The sequence below is a fragment of the Micromonospora sp. NPDC049274 genome (genome assembly GCF_040678875.1).
GTDB lineage: Bacteria > Actinomycetota > Actinomycetes > Mycobacteriales > Micromonosporaceae > Micromonospora.
This window is the reverse complement of record NZ_JBFAQS010000002.1, coordinates 34,704-50,337: the sequence shown is the minus strand read 5'-3', so window position 1 is coordinate 50,337 and position 15,634 is coordinate 34,704. Positions and strand designations below refer to the sequence as shown.

Below are 15,634 nucleotides of genomic sequence, written 5' to 3'. Positions count from 1 at the left end.
GCACAGGAGACTAGGCCGGCGTGTCCAGCGGTGCCCCGGCTGCCGGCGGATCGACTGCGCCCGCATTAAGCAAGGCAAATGGCCGGCTACAGGGGTCGCGTACGATTTCGGGGCATCCTCCGCCGAAGCCCGCCGCCTAGGGTCGTTGTCGTGGATCGTGATGCAGAGCTTGTGGCGGCCGTCCGTACGGCAGATCCGGCGGCCGTGGCGAGAGCCCTTGCAGACGGCGCAGCCCCCGACTCCGCCGAGAGCCCTTACACGGCGAGCGTGCTGTCCGAGGCGGCGAGTACGGGGCAGCTGGAGATCGCTCGCTTGCTGTTGGACGCGGGGGCGTCGCTGCGGGCGAGGAGGCCGCAGTACGAGTCGCCGCTGCGGTCGGCGGTGCGCAAGGGTCATCTCGACGTCGTCCGGCTCCTCGTCGATCGTGGCGCCATCGATGTCGAGGGCACCGACCGTGGCAGCCTTCTCGCCGCCGCGATCGCCGCTACCCGGCACCGACCCCAGCCTGCGGCGTTGGAGGTCCTGCGCTACCTGCTGGACCTCGGTGCCGGTGCTGCGCCCGGCGACGAGGTCCCGATCGTGCAGGCGGTGCTGGGACCGGTTGCGCCCGCCACGATCCGCATCCTGCTCAGCCACGGCGCCGATCCGAACTCGCGGCGCTCCGACGGCACTCCAGCGCTCATCCTCGCCGCTCGGCGTGGTGACCACGCCGCCGTCGACGTGCTGCTGACCGCGGGCGCCGATCCGAACGCGGTCGACGGCATCGGGCACACCGCGCTGATGCACGCCATCGAACGGGACGAGCGGGCCGTGAGCCATGCGCTGCTGCTGGCCGGGGCCGACCCGGCGGGCGCGCTGAAGATCGCGAGGGGCTGGCAGCGGCAGGGCGTTCAGTTCGAACTCGGCGAGATGAGCGTCGGCCTGGACGACGTACCGATCGCCCGCACGGCCGTGCGGCTGCATCCCACCGGGTACGAGCTGCGCGGCGATCCGGCGGAGTTCCGCCGCTGGGGACAGGTCGTCGCATGCGCGGTGGAGGAACTCGGCGATGACGAGTGGGAAGCGCGGACCGGCACCCCGTACGCGCTGGCCCAGACCGTCGCCCGCCGCCTCGTCGACGAACCGACCAAGGCGCCCCGGGCGTCGTGGCACCGCATCGAGCTGACCGCCGCAGAGCTGGACACGGTACGGCAGGCATTCGTGGAACTCGCCTACGCCGTCCGTGTCACGCTGCCGGACGGTCTCGGGCAGGAGTATGTCCACGATGCGCTCGACGAACTCGATGCCCAACTGCGCTGACCAGCGGCGACGGTGGTGCCGCCCGATAGGGTTCGAACCTACGACCTTGGATCGGAAGAAGATCAGGGATGGCTGGTCGGGCGACTGTGCGCGCCTCCTGGACTGCAACCGATGGTGTCGACCCCACTCCTATAGGCAGATCCAGCAGTAAATGTTCTCCCCGCTCGTGCGTGCTCTGCGGGCCAGTCCAACAAATTCCCGCAGACGCGACAGCATGACCTCCGGCTGTGTGTCGCTGTAGTGGGACAGTTCCTCGATCTGTGACCACCGTTCGGCCAGGCCCGACAAGCGGTCATCCGGGATATCGGCAAGCGCGTCCCGGGCGCGTTCGCTCAGTACGACGACCCAGGGCCCTTCGTACTCAGGGTCCTCACCAGCGTCGTCCGGCCAGACAAGTCGTTGCCCGGTCAGGTCGGCGGCCCATGGCACGTCGAGAGCGAACGAAACGATCTTGCCGAGGACTACGGACGGATCGATTCCCTTGCCGTCCACGGCATCCACGACAGGGAAATCTCCCTCTCGCACCACAGGGCCACCGTCCGTAGCGGCCATCAGCTTTGCGGCAGCCTCCTCGTCAGAAGCGCGGAAGTAGTCGTACAGAACACCCACAGAAGCCTCCCGATCGGCGCCATGCCGCCCGCCGTGGGGCGATCGGGAGAACATATAGCTCGACCGCCAGGCAGTCTGGTAGCCCTTGTGGTGCCCGATGAGGTGATCCGCAGCGGCATCTGCGGGCCGCCGTGGACGAGGCCGCGAAGCACCCCTTCAGGTGACGTGGCGGTATGAATAGCTGTCCGAATTCGTGGTGGTCGGCGGGGTTGGGCGTGCCAAGCCGCCGAACTGCGGTGATGGGGGTGCGCCCGGTAGGGTTCGAACCTACGACCTTGGGATTAGAAGTCCCCTGCTCTATCCGCTGAGCTACGGGCGCGCGGCGTGGATGTCGCGCCAGAAGGGTACCGCCGACCCCGGGCACGCCGGGGTAAAGGGTGCCCCCGTCCGCGTCGTCGAGCAGGGTCTCACGAAGGCCGGGCGGCCGGCATCCGGGTTCTCGCAGGTCGACCACGTGGCAGCCCGTACCCTCGGCTGGTGTTGCTGGACCCCGACGCCGAGAGCGGCGTCGCCTACGAGCTGTGCCAGGTCGTCGGCCGCGCCATCCTGCCGTACCGCACGGCCGACGCCTACGGCACCGCCTTCTTCTTCCAGGACGGCGACGACCCGGTGGGGGAGGCGCTGCTGACGGCGGCCGACCTGGTCGGCCCTGCGGGCGGTGAGCTGGGCCTGCGGGCGAGCGTCACCGAGCCGGCCGGCGTCGCGCCGGACGCCGTCGCGGAGAGCGAGATCGTGCCCGGCTGGTCACGTTTTCCGAGCGACGGGGTCGCGGTGCTGCCGACCGCCGGCCTGCACCGGTACGCCGGCGACGGCGGCTGGCGGTGGCGCGTGCAGCCGGTCCCGGCCACGATCGCCGCCGGGCCCGAGGCCATCGCGGCCCTCGCCGCCGACGGCAGTTCCGCTTTCGTGCTGGCCCATGGGGTACGCGAAGACGACTCGCGCCCCCTGGAGGTGGGGATCGAGCGCGTGGTCCGCGACGGGGACGACGTGCGGATCACAAGCGAACTGCCAGCGGGATACGTCGGAGCGCCCGTCTTCGTCGTGCAGCCCGACGCCACCGGTGAGGTTGCGCTGTACTGCCTGGGCCTGGTGCTGCCCGGCGTCGACTGTCACCCGGTCGCGACCTTCGACCGGATCCGGGCCGTCCTCCCGGCCACACCCGGCGACGCCTGAAACGGGGACCTCCGCTCGGTCCCGCCGGCCCGCCTCGGCTCGGTGCGGGCTCGGCGTGTGTCAGTCACCGACGGGCGTCGCCTCGGCGCGACCGGCCGTCGGCCGACGGCTGCCCGGCACCCGGGGTCCGTCGCCGGCCGGGACGGGGGCCGTGGAAGCGGTGTCGATCGGATTCGCCTCGGTCGTCGCGGGGTCGGCCGGGGCGGTCGGGCCGGCGGCCAGGAACGCCTCGGCCCACCGGCCGACCTCGTCGAAGACCTTCTTGCGTACGGCGGGGCCGGAGAGCGTGAGGTCGTGCAACCCGCCGTCGAAGCGGGCCAGTGTGACGTGCCGGCCGAGGCGGGGCGCGTAGCGGACCATGTGCTCGACGTCCAGCACCGCGTCCGCCAGTGTCGCGTTGTCGTGCCACCTGGTGCCCCGGAAGGAGCGCGTCGAGCAGGCCAGCAGCACCGGAACCGGAATGTCCAGGCCGGCGCGCAGTCGGCGTTGACCGGCGCGGATCGCGTTCACCCAGCCGGCGTGCACCGGGAACCCGGCCAGCGGCTTCCACGCCAGGTCGTAGGTCCACTCGCCGCGGTGGTCGGCGTGCAGGCTCTCGCCGTACACCGTGCCCAGACCTAACGGCACGATGCGGTGCGGCGCCCTGCGGCCCAGCCGTGAGACGGCGGCCGCGAGGGGTCGACGGACCGCCCAGGGGGCGTTGAAGTCGAAGAAGGGGCTGTTGAGGACCAGACCGTCGACGGTGCCGGCGTCGCGGCGGGCGTCGGCCCAGAGCGAGAGGATCAGGCCGCCGGTGGAGTGGCCCATCGCCAGCAGGGTGTCGTGCCCGTCGTCGGACCGGATGATCTCGGCGGCGGCATCCAGTTCGGGAAAGTAGTCGCTGATGTCGCGGCAGAAGTTCGGCGTCTGGTGCGCGAGCAGACTGCGGCCGTACTTGCGCAGGTCGAGGGCGTAGAAGTCCCAGCCGCGCTCGGCGAAGAAGTCGGCCAGGTGGGTCTGGAAGAAGTAGTCCACGAAGCCGTGCACGTAGAGCACCGCCCGCCCGGTGGCGCGCTCGGCCCGCCGCCGGACCAGCGTCGCGACTACCGGGCCTTCGTCGTCGGTGCCCAGGTCGATCGTCTGCCGCTCGTAGGGCGGCCCCAACACGTCCGGTTCCACGGACGCGACGCTACGCCGCCGATCTACCCGTCGGTAGCCCTGGTCGGCGCCCCGCGATCCCACACTCTCTGGCGGGAGCCGAAAGTGCGGGATCGCGGGTGCGGAGCGTGGGTCAGGCCGTTTCCGCGTCGGCGCGAGCCGGGTCCTCGGACTCGTCGATCTCGGCCTGCGGCTGGGGGACGTCCCGCAGGTGCTTGTTGTGCCGGGGCTCCTGCCGCGTCTTGGCGTCGTTGAGCCGCCGGCGCAGGTCGTCGCGGACGTCGTTGAGGGCGGCGTGCAGATCCTCCTCGGCGGAGGTGGTGACGATCTTCTGTCGGCCGGCGATCCAGCACTCCAGGGTGACCTTCTGGCCCCGGGCCTCCCGATCCTTCACCGACACCTCCAGCTCGGTGGCGTCGGCGTGAAAACCGGCCAGCCGGGCGTCGAGGGTGGCGAACTGCTCGGCGATCCAGTTGCGGTCGCCCTGGGAGAACCCCGCGCCCACCCGCAGGCACTCACCCACGGTCGCCGGGTTCGCCACGGCGCTCATCGCCGCACCTCGGAAGCGGTTGCGGAGCCGAAAGTAGTGATCATCATGGCGCTGACCTCTCGTCCACGTGGAGCTTGTCGGTGGTGCGTTGATCAAATCCATACCCACTTCGGGCGGCCCCGGAACCGTCGGCCCGGACAGGTGGGTCGGCCGTACCACATCGGGGGTGTGATCAGGGCGTTGTCCACAGGTGGCCTCGTCATCCACAGGTCGGAGATGGGCGCTCGCGGTGAGCGCACCCGGTGTCGATGCTCGATGTCGAGTCGACTCGCGCTGGCAGACCCCGGATCCCATGGAGGGACGATGTTCGACACGTACGTCACGATTGTCGGCAACATACTCACGACGCCCGAGTGGCGGCGTACGACCCAGAGCAACACGCTGGTGGCCAACTTCAAGGTCGCCTCCACCGCCCGCCGGCTCGACCGCGACAGCGGGCGGTGGGTCGACGGCAACTCGCTGCGCGTCCGCGTCAACTGCTGGCGCAAGCTCGCCGAAGGCGTGGCCGCCTCGGTGATGGTCGGCGACCCGGTGGTCGTCTGCGGCCGGCTCTACACCCGCGACTGGACCGACGACGCCGGCAACCACCGCACCCTCTACGAGCTGGAGGCGGTCGCCGTCGGCCACGACCTGTCCCGGGGGCGGGCCCGCTTCCTGCGCAACCGGCCGACCACAACCACAAGCATCGTCGAGGACGGGGCCGCCGAGAGCCGCGTACACGGCGAACCGACCGACCCGGTGCCCGACGAGCAGGCGCCGGTGCTGCTGGACGACCGCCCGCTCGACGACGATTTCGAGCTGCCCGAGTACGGCTTGCCGCGTACCAGCCCGCTGGGTCACGGCCCGCTCGACGACATCTCTCTCGATGGCGGTGACCTCGACGACGGCTTCTCCGTCGGCGGCGGGGATGGGCGTGCGGCAGTCGACGACGAGTTGGCCCTCACGGTGAGCGCGGACGACGTCGACCCGGAGGACGAGCCCGACGACGAGTTGGGGCCGGTGCCCGACGAGGGTCGGCCGGAGGTCCCGCCGCCCGGTCGGGGCCGGCGGGGGCGAGGGCGGGTTCCGCAGCCGGCCTGACAGGTCGGTCCGGTCGGCGGCGGCTGGGCTGTCGACGGGTAGGGCGAGAGCCCTGGCTGCCTGGGGTCGGTGTCGGCCGGTGACGGTCGGGCGGTTGTTTGTCGCCTGAGGTTGGTGTCGACGACTGTGTGCGCCGGCGCACGACGGGGGCGGGGTGGCGACGCGACAGACGTCGTCACCCCGCGTGACGGGAGCTGGCGGAGGTGGAGTCGATGGCGGACGGTGGGTCACGGCCGGCGCACCTGCCGCTCGTCTAGGCTGGCCGGCCGGGGGGTGGTACGCGTGCGACGGACAGCGCCGGTGGCGAACGCGGTGGGCCTGGTGGCCGGTTACGCGCTGGACAGGCTGTTCGGCGACCCTCGACGGTGGCATCCGGTCGCCGGGTTCGGCCAGGTGGCGGGCGCTCTGGAACGTCGCCTGCACCGGCCGGACCGGACGGCCGGCGCGGTGTTCACGGCACTTGCCGTCGGTGGGCCCGTGCTGCTCGGTGCGGTCGCCGCAGCGGCCACCCGGCAGAGGCCGGTGACCCGCGCGGTGCTCGTCGCCGCCGGCACCTGGACCGTGCTGGGTGGTCGTACGCTCCGACGCGAGGCCGCCGTCATGGGTCGAACGCTGCGTGACGGTGACCTGCCCGCCGCCCGACGGCGGCTCGGCAACCTCTGCGGGCGCGACCCGTCGACGCTCGACGAGTCGGAGTTGGCCCGGGCGACAGTCGAGTCGGTCGCGGAGAACACCTCCGACGCTGTGGTCGCGCCGCTGCTCTGGGGTGCGGTCGCCGGCCTGCCCGGGCTGCTGGGGTACCGCGCCGCCAACACCCTCGACGCCATGGTCGGGCACCGATCGGAGCGCTACGCGCGGTTCGGCACCCCGGCCGCCCGACTGGACGACCTGCTCAACCTGGTGCCGTCCCGGCTGACCGGGCTCCTCACCATCGCCGTCGCGCCGGTGGCGAACGGCGACCGGGAGCGGGCCTGGCGGGTGTGGCGACGGGACCGCAACGACCACCCGAGCCCCAACGCCGGCCAGTGCGAAGCGGCGATGGCAGGCGCGCTCGGCGTCCGCCTCGGTGGCCGCAACATGTACTTCGGCCGCTCCGAGGTCCGCCCGTTCCTGGGCGACGGCCCTCGTCCCGAGGCGCGACACCTCAAGCGGGCGGCCCGCATCTCCGGCGCTGTCGGCCTGGCCGCACTCGGCCTGGCGGCCGCGTATCCGGTGACCGTGGGCCGCCTGGCCGGCGCCGTCGCCCGCCGCAGCCTGCGGGCCGTCGGCCCTCGGCCCGGGAGCGGCCCGCTGTCCGGCCGGGCCGGGTCTGCCAGCGGCCTGCTCTCCGGCCGGGCCGGGTCGGGGCGTCGCTCGGTTCGTGGCGCGGCGGGGCCGGTGAGCGGGCGGTGAGCGGGCTGTTGGTCGCCGGCACCACCTCCGACGCCGGCAAGAGCGTGCTCACCGCCGGCATCTGCCGATGGCTGCACCGTCAGGGCGTGAAGGTGGCGCCGTTCAAGGCGCAGAACATGTCGAACAACTCGGCAGTCGTGGTCGGGCCGGATGGGCGCGGCGGCGAGATCGGCCGCGCCCAGGCCATGCAGGCCGCCGCCTGCGGGCTCGCCCCGGACCTGCGCTTCAACCCGGTGCTCCTCAAGCCCGGCAGCGACCTCGCCAGCCAGGTGGTTCTCCTCGGTACGGCTGTCGACACGATCACCGCCGGCACCTTCCGGCAGTTGCGGCCCCGGCTCGCCGAGACCGCGTACGGGGCACTGGCCGAGTTGCGGTCGGCGTACGACGTGGTGATCTGTGAGGGCGCCGGGAGCCCGGCGGAGATCAACCTGCGGGCCGGGGACTACGTGAACATGGGGCTCGCGCGGCACGCCAATCTGCCTGCCATAGTGGTCGGCGACATCGACCGGGGTGGCGTCTTCGCCTCGATGTTCGGCACGGTGGCTCTGCTCGACCCGGCGGACCAGGCGCTCATCGCCGGCTTCGTGATCAACAAGTTTCGCGGTGACCTCGGTCTGCTCCAGCCGGGGCTGGACATGCTGCGGCACGTGACCGGCCGTCCCACGTACGGGGTGCTGCCCTGGTCGCTCGACCTCTGGCTCGACGCGGAGGACTCGCTCGCCTACGGCCGGGTGCTCGGCCGTCCCGCCGCCCCGCACGGTACCGACTGGTTGGACGTGGCCGTCGTCCGGCTACCCCGCATCAGCAACGCCACCGACGTGGAGGCCCTGGCAACCGAACCGGGCGTGCGCGTACGCCTCACCGTCGAACCGGCCGAACTGGCCGCCGCCGACCTGATCGTCCTGCCCGGCTCGAAGTCGACAGTCGCGGACCTCGCCTGGCTGCGCGAGACCGGCCTCGCCGACGCGGTCCTCGCCCACGCGGCGGCCGGCAAGCCGCTGCTCGGCCTCTGCGGCGGCTACCAGATGCTCGGCCGGGCCATCCACGACCCGGTCGAGAGCCGGCAGGGCAGCGTGCCCGGGCTCGGCCTGCTGCCCATCGAGATCACCTTCGATCCCCGCAAGACCGTCCGGCAGTCGGTCGGCACCGGCCCCGGCGACGTCGCGGTCCGCGGCTACGAGATCCATCACGGGTACGTCTCGCAGACCGACCCGGCCCTGACCCCGCTGCTGACCGGCGTCGACGGCAGCGGCGAGGGCGCGGTACTCGGCGCGGTACACGGCACGCACTGGCACGGGGCGTTCGAGTCCGACGGGTTCCGCCGCTGGTTCCTCACCGAGGCGGCCCGGCTGGCGGGGCGCACCGGGTTCCGGGTCGCGCCGGCCACCAGCTTCGCGGCCGCCCGGGAAGGCTCGCTCGACCTGCTCGGTGACCTCGTCGAGGAGCACCTGGACACCGATGCCCTCTGGCGCCTCATCGAGAGCGGCGCACCCCCCGGGCTCCCCTTCATCCCACCCGGTGCCCCGCCGACCGGAGCCTGACCGGGGTCGCGAGATCGCACACGATCCGTGGGACGCCACTGGGCTGCGCGGACCGCACGACCGCGCGGTGCGTGTGCGGCCGCTGTGCGTGTGCGCCCGGTGTGCGGGTGCGGCCGGTGTGCGGGTGCGGCCGGTGTGCGTGTGCGCCGGCTGTGCGCGTGCGCCCGCTGTGCGTGTGCGCCGGCTGTGCGTGTGCGCCGGCTGTGCGTGTGCGCCGGCTGTGCGTGTGCGGCCGGTGTGCGCGTGCGGCCGGTGTGCGCGTGCGGCCGGTGTGCGCGTGCGGCCGGTGTGCGCGTGCGGCCGGTGTGCGCATGCGCCCGCTCTGCGCGTGCGCCCGCGATGCGCGTGCGGTTCTTTGGTGCGCGTGCGGCCATGCGATGCCGCGTGCGACCGCGATGCGCGTGCGGCCGTGCGATGGGGATGCTTGTCGCTCGATGTGCCCGAGGCCGTGCGCCAACCGCAAGATCGTGCTCGATCAATGTAGTTGTGGTATCGACGACACCGGGATGCCACTACATCCCTGTTTCAGCGCGATCTCCAGCGGAGAGCGCGCGCGGACCTGTGGTTTCAGTGTGATCTCCAGCGGCGGGGCGCGGCCGACCCGGAGCAGGGCGGTTCAGGGGCGGATGTCGGCCGGGCGGTCCGTGGTGGGCAGGCCGGCCGCCAGCCACGCGTCGACGCCGCCGATCATGTCGGTGGCGCGGCGCAGGCCCAGGGTCTGGAGGCTGGCGGCGGCCAGGCTGGAGCTGTAGCCCTGGCGGCACACCACCACGATCTCCCGGTCGTAGGCGGTGGCCTCCGGGATGCGCCAGGCGCTGGCCGGATCGAGCCGCCATTCCAGCACCGTACGGTCGATGACGACCGCCCCGGGCAGGTCGCCCTGTTCGCGGCGCTGTGTGTCGGTACGGGTGTCGACCAGCAGAGCGCCACCGCGGACCGCCTCGACGGTCTGCTGTGGAGTCAATCGGTGCAGCCCGGCGCGGGCCTGTTCGAGGAGGGCGTCAATGCCGGGGCTCATCACGTCTCGGAGCACCACCCGATCATGCCGACTCGGGTATCAGCCCGCGCGCCGAACGGGCCGCCCGTCACCCGTCACCGCCCCAAATCCCCCGGACGTGAGAATGACCGGCCCGGGGCGTCAGCCGGACGTGTCATCCCGCCGAAAATGCCGTGATCAACTCGGGTTTCCTGAAGTCGGGGTGTCCTGGTCGACCGGACACCCCGGAATCGGGGAACCCGAGTTGATCACGATGGTGGACACCCGCCCTGGAGGCGTAGGCCGGGGCATACTGCGGTCGTGCACCGGCTCGTGGCCAGAGGGCTGGCCCCCCCGCGAGGGCCCGGCAACGGCGCAACCCCGACAGCACGGGCGCGCCGAGAATCGAGAGCGGCAACGAGAGCGGGACCGCGGCGGGCCCGAGAGCATGGACCAGGGCGGGGACGAGGGCGTGTATCCGGGCCGGGCGAGGGCGTGGACCAGGGCGGGGACGAGGGCGTGGGCCCAGGCGTGGACCAGGGCGGACACGAGGGCGGGGACGAGGGCGTGGGCCCAGGCGTGGATCAGGGCGGACACGAGGGCGGGGGCGGGGCCGTGCGTCCGGGCGAGGATCAGGGCGGTGGCGTGGGGGTGGACGTCGGCGGGCCGACGGGGCGATCCGCCGCGCTCGTGCCGCGGGTGGTGGTCGTCGAGGCGTACACCGAGATGGCACGTCGGGTGCTCGCGGGCCCGGCGCGGTTGGGGCGGACCCGGCTGGTCGCTGTCGACGGGCCGAGCGGCGCGGGCAAGAGCCGGTTCGCCGCCTACCTCGCGGACGCCCTGGCGGCGCTGCCCGGTGGTCGGCCGCCGGTGGTGCACACCGACGACCTGCTCGACGGTTGGGACGATCAGCTCACGTTCTGGTCCCGGCTGGACGCCGAGGTGCTGGCCCCGCTGCGCCGACAAGAGCCGGGGGCCTACCGGCGCTACAGCTGGGTGCGGCGGTGCTTCCTGCCCCGCCCGGTGCCGGTGCCGGTGACGCCGGTGCTGATCGTGGAGGGGGTCAGCGCAGCCCGTGCGGCCGTCCGACCGGAGCTGACCCTCTCCGTCTTCGTCACCGCGCCCGCGCCGCTGCGGCTGGCCCGTGCGGTCGAGCGGGACGGGCCGGGGATCCTGCCCGAGCTGCGCCGCTGGCATGCGGGGGAGCGGGCACACTTCGCGGCTGACGACACCGCAGGGCGGGCCGACCTGGTGGTCGACGGCGCGCCGAGACTGCCGCTCGACGCGTCCCGGTACTACGTGCGGATCCGCTGACCGGGCATGGACGCCTGTCGCCCGCTGCGGCACGATGCGAGGAGTCACGGCGAACGGGGGCCCATCATGACGGCAGCGGACGCGCCAGCTCGGCGCCGCATCACCCTCACCGGCATCAGCTCGCGGGCCTGGGAGCATCCGGCCGACCGGGGCGCCCTGGTCGCGCTGCGGGAGCTGCGTGGTTTCGACGACGTGGTACGGGCGTTCTTCGGCATGTGGAACGAGCGGGGTTTCCGGCTGTCCGTGCTGGCGTCCGGCATCCGCGTCGATCACCGGCAGTATCCGGCGGTGTGGCAGCGCTACACCGAGGCCGCGGCGGCGCTCGACGTGGCGGAGCTGCCCGAGCTGTACGTGACGCAGTCGCCGTGGTTGGGCGCCGAGGCCGTCGGCCTGGAACGGCCGTTCATCGTGCTGAACTCCGCGTGCGTGCAGCAGCTGGACGAGGACGAGCTGCGCTGCCTGCTCGGCCACGAGTTGGGGCACGTGGGCAGCGGGCACGCCGTCTACAAGACGATGCTCACGATCCTCACCCGCTGGGCGGCCAACCTGAGCTGGTTGCCGGTGGGGGCGTTCGCGCTGCGGGCGATCATCGCGGCGATGCTGGAGTGGTGGCGCAAGGCGGAGCTGTCCGCCGACCGGGCCGGCCTGCTCGCCGGCCAGGACCCGGCGGCCGCGCTGCGGCTGCTGATGAAGCTCGCGGGCGGTGGTGACCTTTCGCAGGTCGACACGACAGCCTTCCTGGAGCAGGCCGCCGAGTACGCCGGTGGCGGCGACCTGCGCGACAGCCTGCACAAGATCCGGATGACGGCGTGGAGCACACACCCGACGCCTGTGGCGCGGGCGGCGCAGCTGCGGCAGTGGATCGACTCCGGGGCGTACGGGCGGGTGCTGGCCGGGGACTATCCGCGCCGCGACGACGACGCCTCGACAAGCGTCTCCGAGGAGATCAAGGCTGCCGCCGAGTCGTACCGGGAGGAGTTCAGCAGCTCCACCGACCCACTGGTCGGGTTGCTGCGCCGCCTCGGCGACGGCGCGAGCGACGTCGGGGAGTGGGTGGGCGGCACGGCCGGGCGGGCCCGCTCCTGGATGGATGCCGCCACCGACGCCGCCGCCCGCGCGCACCGTGCCGGCCGGGCCGCGCCGGGCGCACGGGCGGGCTCCGGCCCAGCGGGCGACGGTGACCCTACGGGCTCCGCCGGCACGCCTGGGTAAGGCCGGCATACGATGCCGGTCATGACCTCACCGATCATGTCCGAGTCCGAGGTGCGGGCCGCCGTCGAGCGGGAGATGCCCGGCGTACGCGCCGACCTGGAACGTCTCGTCCGCATCCCCGGCATCGCCTTCGAGGGCTTCGACCACTCACACGTGGAGCGTTCCGCCGAGGCGGTGGCCGAGCTGCTGCGCGGCTGCGGCCTGGACGTCGACATCGTGCGTTCCGGCGGCCAGCCCGCGGTGATCGGCCGTCGGGCCGCCCCGCCCGGCGCGCCCACCGTGCTGCTCTACGCCCACCACGACGTGCAGCCGGTCGGCGACCGGTCGCTGTGGGAGTCCGACCCGTTCGAGCCGGTGGAGCGCGACGGCCGCCTGTACGCCCGGGGCGCGGCCGACGACAAGGCAGGCATCATGGCGCATGTGGCGGCGCTGCGGGCGTACGGGGACGCGCTGCCGGTCGGTGTGGTGCTGTTCATCGAGGGCGAGGAGGAGTACGGCTCCGACTCGCTCGAGCGACTGCTGATCGAGCACCGCGACGAGATCACCTCGGACGTGATCGTGATCGCCGACTCCGGCAACTGGGACATCGGCGTACCGGCGTTGACCACCTCGCTGCGCGGCGTCGTCAACTGTTTCGTCGAGGTGCGCACGCTGGACCACGCGGTGCACAGCGGCATGTTCGGCGGTGCCGTGCCGGACGCGCTGACCGCCCTGGTCCGCCTGCTGGCGACCCTGCACGACGACGCCGGTTCGGTGGCGGTGGACGGGCTGGTCGCTCGCGAGGGGGCCACCGTCGACTACCCGGAGGACCGGATCCGCGCCGAGGCCGGGCTGGCCGAGGGCGTCGAGTTCATCGGCACCGGCCGGATCACCGACCGGCTCTGGACCAAGCCCGCGGTGGCGGTGCTCGGCATCGACGCGCCGCCCACCGGCGAGGCCCCGAACGCCCTGGTGCCGGCCGCGAAGGCGAAGCTCAGTATCCGTCTCGCCCCGGGCGACGACCCCAAGCGGGCGTACGCGGCGGTGCGCGCGCACCTGGAGAAGCACGCGCCGTGGGGCGCCCAGGTGACAGTCAGCCTGGAGCACGACGGCAACCCGTGCGTGATCGACGCGTCCGGGCCGATGTTCGACGCCGCCCGTTCGGCGTTCCGCACGGCGTGGGACGGCACCGACCCGGTGGACGTGGGCATCGGTGGTTCGATCCCGTTCATCGCCACGTTCCAGGAGATGTTCCCGGACGCGGCGATCCTGGTGACAGGTGTGGAGGACCCGCACGCCCGCGCGCACGGCCCGAACGAGAGCCTGCACCTCGGCGAGTTCGCCAAGGTCTGCCTCGCCGAGGCGCTGCTGCTGGGCAGGGTGGCCGAGGCGGGGATCTAGACATCTTTCGACCCTGATCAGGGGTTTTCGGCGTGTCGTCGGACGGGTTGATATAGCCTTTCGAACATGAGTACGAACGAGGTGATGGCCCGGTTGGGGGCCGCCGTCAGCGCACTGGGGGACGTCGACGTCTCCGCGTGGTCCGAGGACACGCTCAACGACCAGCTCGGTGAGCTGTCCGCCGCCCTGGTCGCCCTCGACTCGGTGCTCTCCCGGGTCGCCGGTGAGGTCCGCGCCCGAGGGCTGCGCATCGAGGAGCCCGTCTCCGCCTGATTCCCGCCGCCCCCTCGCGGGCTGCGGCACCGCGCCGACACCGCCCGGGCACGGCAATGCCCGGGCGGTGTCGGAGGTGGCTGGCAGGATGGGCTTCGTGCGGTTCATCGACCTGGCGGCCACCTCCGCCGCCGTGGGCGCCACCAGTGGCCGGAAGGCCAAGGTGGAGCTGCTTGCCGACGCGCTGCGCCGGCTCGACCCGGCCGAGGTGGAGCCCGGCGCCGGCTATCTCGCCGGTGAGCTGCGCCAGCGGCAGACCGGCGTGGGCTACGCGAGTCTGCGTGAGCTGCCACCACCGGCCGCCGAGCCGACGCTGACCGTGGCCGCCGTCGACGCGGCCATCGAGCAGATCGCCGCCGTGCAGGGCACCGGGTCGCAGGCCCGCCGCCGGGCTCTGCTCGGCGCCCTCTACGCGGCGGCCACCGCCGACGAGCAACGGCTGCTCACCGGCCTGTTCGGTGGTGAGTTGCGGCAGGGCGCCCAGGCCGGGCTGCTCGCCGACGCGGTGGCCCGGGCCGCCGAGGTGCCGGTGGCGACCGTCCGTCGGGCCCTGCTGCTCGCCGGCGACCTGCGCGCCGTGGCGGTGGCCGCGCTGACCGGAGGGGCCGCCGAGCTGGCCGGCTTCGGTCTACAGGTCGGCCGGCCGCTGGCGCCGATGCTCGCGCAGAGCGCCCCCTCGGTCGACGAGGCGCTCGCCGCGACCGGCACGCCGGCGGTGGTCGACGTGAAGCTCGACGGCATCCGCATCCAGGTGCACCGCTCCGGCGCCGACATCGCCGTGTTCACCCGCAGCCTCGACGAGATCACCAGCCGGGTGCCCGAGGTTGTCGCGGCGGTTCGCTCCCTGCCGGGCCGGGAGCTGGTGCTCGACGGCGAGGCGATCGGCCTGGACGAGACCGGCCGTCCGCTGCCGTTCCAGCAGACGTCCAGCCGGGCCGCCCGGCGCACCACACCGAGCACCACCGGCCGGACACCTGTCGCCCCGGCGGTGCTCGCCGCCGCCGCCAGCACCGGCGCGACGGTGCTCACTCCATACTTTTTCGACCTGCTGCACCTCGACGGCCAGGATCTGATCGATCTGCCCGGCCGGGAGCGGTGGGCCGCCCTGGCCGGCGCGGTCGACTCGTCGCTGCTGGTCGGGCGGATGGAGGTCGACGGCCCGGAGCAGGCCGGTGCGGCGTTCGCCGCCGCGCTCGACGCCGGCCAGGAGGGCGTGGTGGTCAAGGCGCCGGACGCCCCCTACGACGCCGGCCGGCGGGGCGCCGCCTGGGTCAAGGTCAAACCACGGCACACTCTCGACCTGGTGGTGCTCGCCGTCGAGTGGGGCAGTGGCCGGCGCAAGGGCTGGCTGTCCAACCTGCATCTGGGCGCCCGCGACCCGCGCACCGGCGACTTCGTGATGCTCGGCAAGACGTTCAAGGGGCTCACCGACGAGCTGCTGCGGTGGCAGACCGAGCGTTTCCTCGGCCTGGCCGTGGAGCGCGGCGACTGGGTGGTCCGGGTCCGGCCCGAGCAGGTGGTCGAGATCGCCTTCGACGGGGTGCAGACGAGCACCCGCTATCCGGGCGGGATGGCGCTGCGGTTCGCCCGCGTGGTGCGCTACCGCGACGACAAGTCCGCCGCCGAGGCGGACACCATCGACGCGGTCCGCGCCATCCACGCCGGTCGGCAGAGCGGCTGAGCCGGCAGAAGCGGCTG

14 protein-coding genes and 1 tRNA gene are annotated in these 15,634 nt (G+C 73.0%); 10 read left to right on the top strand and 5 right to left on the bottom strand.

Translation table 11 applies throughout. From position 1 onward, the window contains the following. Window positions 1–150 precede the first annotated feature (150 nt). Window positions 151–1,299 (top strand): ankyrin repeat domain-containing protein, encoded by a 1,149-nt coding sequence (locus AB0K10_RS03725; RefSeq protein WP_363679652.1) that lies wholly within the window; start codon window positions 151–153, stop codon window positions 1,297–1,299. Between the two features lie 129 nt (window positions 1,300–1,428). On the opposite strand, the gene AB0K10_RS03720 is transcribed toward AB0K10_RS03725, so the two are convergent. Together AB0K10_RS03720 and AB0K10_RS03715 are read right to left on the bottom strand one after the other, a co-directional pair. Beyond that, window positions 1,429–1,908, bottom strand: coding sequence for a hypothetical protein (locus tag AB0K10_RS03720; RefSeq protein WP_363679650.1), 480 nt, complete (start codon window positions 1,906–1,908; stop codon window positions 1,429–1,431). Between the two features lie 246 nt (window positions 1,909–2,154). After that, window positions 2,155–2,227 (bottom strand) — tRNA-Arg (locus AB0K10_RS03715). A gap of 158 nt (window positions 2,228–2,385) precedes the next feature. On the opposite strand from AB0K10_RS03715, the gene AB0K10_RS03710 reads away from it, so the two are divergent. Beyond that, window positions 2,386–3,081 (top strand): hypothetical protein, encoded by a 696-nt coding sequence (locus tag AB0K10_RS03710; protein WP_363679648.1) that lies wholly within the window; start codon window positions 2,386–2,388, stop codon window positions 3,079–3,081. Window positions 3,082–3,141: 60 nt separating this feature from the next. Here AB0K10_RS03710 and AB0K10_RS03705 read toward each other — a convergent pair whose 3' ends face one another. Both AB0K10_RS03705 and AB0K10_RS03700 read right to left on the bottom strand, forming a co-directional pair. Beyond that, a complete protein-coding gene (locus AB0K10_RS03705) occupies window positions 3,142–4,239 on the bottom strand; it encodes an alpha/beta fold hydrolase (RefSeq protein WP_363679646.1) in 1,098 nt (365 codons plus the stop codon). Window positions 4,240–4,351: 112 nt separating this feature from the next. Next, window positions 4,352–4,768, bottom strand: a complete 417-nt coding sequence (locus tag AB0K10_RS03700) for an HPF/RaiA family ribosome-associated protein (RefSeq protein WP_363679644.1) — start codon at window positions 4,766–4,768, stop codon at window positions 4,352–4,354. Between the two features lie 303 nt (window positions 4,769–5,071). Between AB0K10_RS03700 and AB0K10_RS03695 the strand changes: the two genes are divergently transcribed. The 3 genes from AB0K10_RS03695 (at window position 5,072) to AB0K10_RS03685 (ending at window position 8,781) form a co-directional block, all read left to right on the top strand. Beyond that, on the top strand, window positions 5,072–5,848 hold the full coding sequence (locus tag AB0K10_RS03695) for a single-stranded DNA-binding protein (RefSeq protein ID WP_363679642.1): 777 nt from the start codon (window positions 5,072–5,074) through the stop codon (window positions 5,846–5,848). A 282-nt stretch (window positions 5,849–6,130) separates the two neighbouring features. Then, window positions 6,131–7,240 (top strand): cobalamin biosynthesis protein, encoded by a 1,110-nt coding sequence (locus AB0K10_RS03690; RefSeq protein ID WP_363679640.1) that lies wholly within the window; start codon window positions 6,131–6,133, stop codon window positions 7,238–7,240. Beyond that, window positions 7,237–8,781, top strand: a complete 1,545-nt coding sequence (locus AB0K10_RS03685; RefSeq protein WP_363679638.1) for a cobyric acid synthase — start codon at window positions 7,237–7,239, stop codon at window positions 8,779–8,781. The genes AB0K10_RS03690 and AB0K10_RS03685 overlap by 4 nt, the downstream gene beginning before the upstream one ends. A gap of 616 nt (window positions 8,782–9,397) precedes the next feature. Here the strand turns inward: AB0K10_RS03685 and AB0K10_RS03680 are convergent. After that, on the bottom strand, window positions 9,398–9,799 hold the full coding sequence (locus AB0K10_RS03680) for a rhodanese-like domain-containing protein (RefSeq protein WP_039908933.1): 402 nt from the start codon (window positions 9,797–9,799) through the stop codon (window positions 9,398–9,400). A 603-nt stretch (window positions 9,800–10,402) separates the two neighbouring features. On the opposite strand from AB0K10_RS03680, the gene AB0K10_RS03675 reads away from it, so the two are divergent. From AB0K10_RS03675 to AB0K10_RS03655, 5 genes are all read left to right on the top strand, one after another. Next, window positions 10,403–11,071, top strand: a complete 669-nt coding sequence (locus tag AB0K10_RS03675) for a hypothetical protein (RefSeq protein ID WP_363680481.1) — start codon at window positions 10,403–10,405, stop codon at window positions 11,069–11,071. A gap of 66 nt (window positions 11,072–11,137) precedes the next feature. Further along, window positions 11,138–12,283, top strand: a complete 1,146-nt coding sequence (locus AB0K10_RS03670; RefSeq protein ID WP_363679637.1) for a M48 family metallopeptidase — start codon at window positions 11,138–11,140, stop codon at window positions 12,281–12,283. 36 nt (window positions 12,284–12,319) lie between these two features. Further along, the gene (locus AB0K10_RS03665) at window positions 12,320–13,663 is read left to right on the top strand and encodes a dipeptidase (protein ID WP_363680479.1); all 1,344 of its coding nucleotides are present in this window, start codon (window positions 12,320–12,322) and stop codon (window positions 13,661–13,663) included. A 66-nt stretch (window positions 13,664–13,729) separates the two neighbouring features. Next, window positions 13,730–13,936: a hypothetical protein gene (locus AB0K10_RS03660; protein ID WP_007464240.1), complete on the top strand. Its 207-nt coding sequence runs from the start codon at window positions 13,730–13,732 to the stop codon at window positions 13,934–13,936. Between the two features lie 88 nt (window positions 13,937–14,024). Next, window positions 14,025–15,617 carry an ATP-dependent DNA ligase gene (locus AB0K10_RS03655; RefSeq protein ID WP_363680477.1) on the top strand — a complete coding sequence of 531 codons (1,593 nt, stop codon included), beginning with the start codon at window positions 14,025–14,027 and terminating at the stop codon, window positions 15,615–15,617. Window positions 15,618–15,634: the final 17 nt, after the last annotated feature.

What these genes read in the sequence shown, in the direction of transcription:
- AB0K10_RS03660 (WP_007464240.1), top strand. Translation starts at nt 13,730, where the DNA reads ATGAGTACGAACGAGGTGATGGCCCGGTTGGGGGCCGCCGTCAGCGCA.
- AB0K10_RS03665 (WP_363680479.1), top strand. Translation starts at nt 12,320, where the DNA reads ATGTCCGAGTCCGAGGTGCGGGCCGCCGTCGAGCGGGAGATGCCCGGC.
- AB0K10_RS03695 (WP_363679642.1), top strand. Translation starts at nt 5,072, where the DNA reads ATGTTCGACACGTACGTCACGATTGTCGGCAACATACTCACGACGCCC.
- AB0K10_RS03655 (WP_363680477.1), top strand. Translation starts at nt 14,025, where the DNA reads ATGGGCTTCGTGCGGTTCATCGACCTGGCGGCCACCTCCGCCGCCGTG.
- AB0K10_RS03680 (WP_039908933.1), bottom strand. Translation starts at nt 9,799, where the DNA reads ATGAGCCCCGGCATTGACGCCCTCCTCGAACAGGCCCGCGCCGGGCTG.
- AB0K10_RS03670 (WP_363679637.1), top strand. Translation starts at nt 11,138, where the DNA reads ATGACGGCAGCGGACGCGCCAGCTCGGCGCCGCATCACCCTCACCGGC.
- AB0K10_RS03700 (WP_363679644.1), bottom strand. Translation starts at nt 4,768, where the DNA reads ATGAGCGCCGTGGCGAACCCGGCGACCGTGGGTGAGTGCCTGCGGGTG.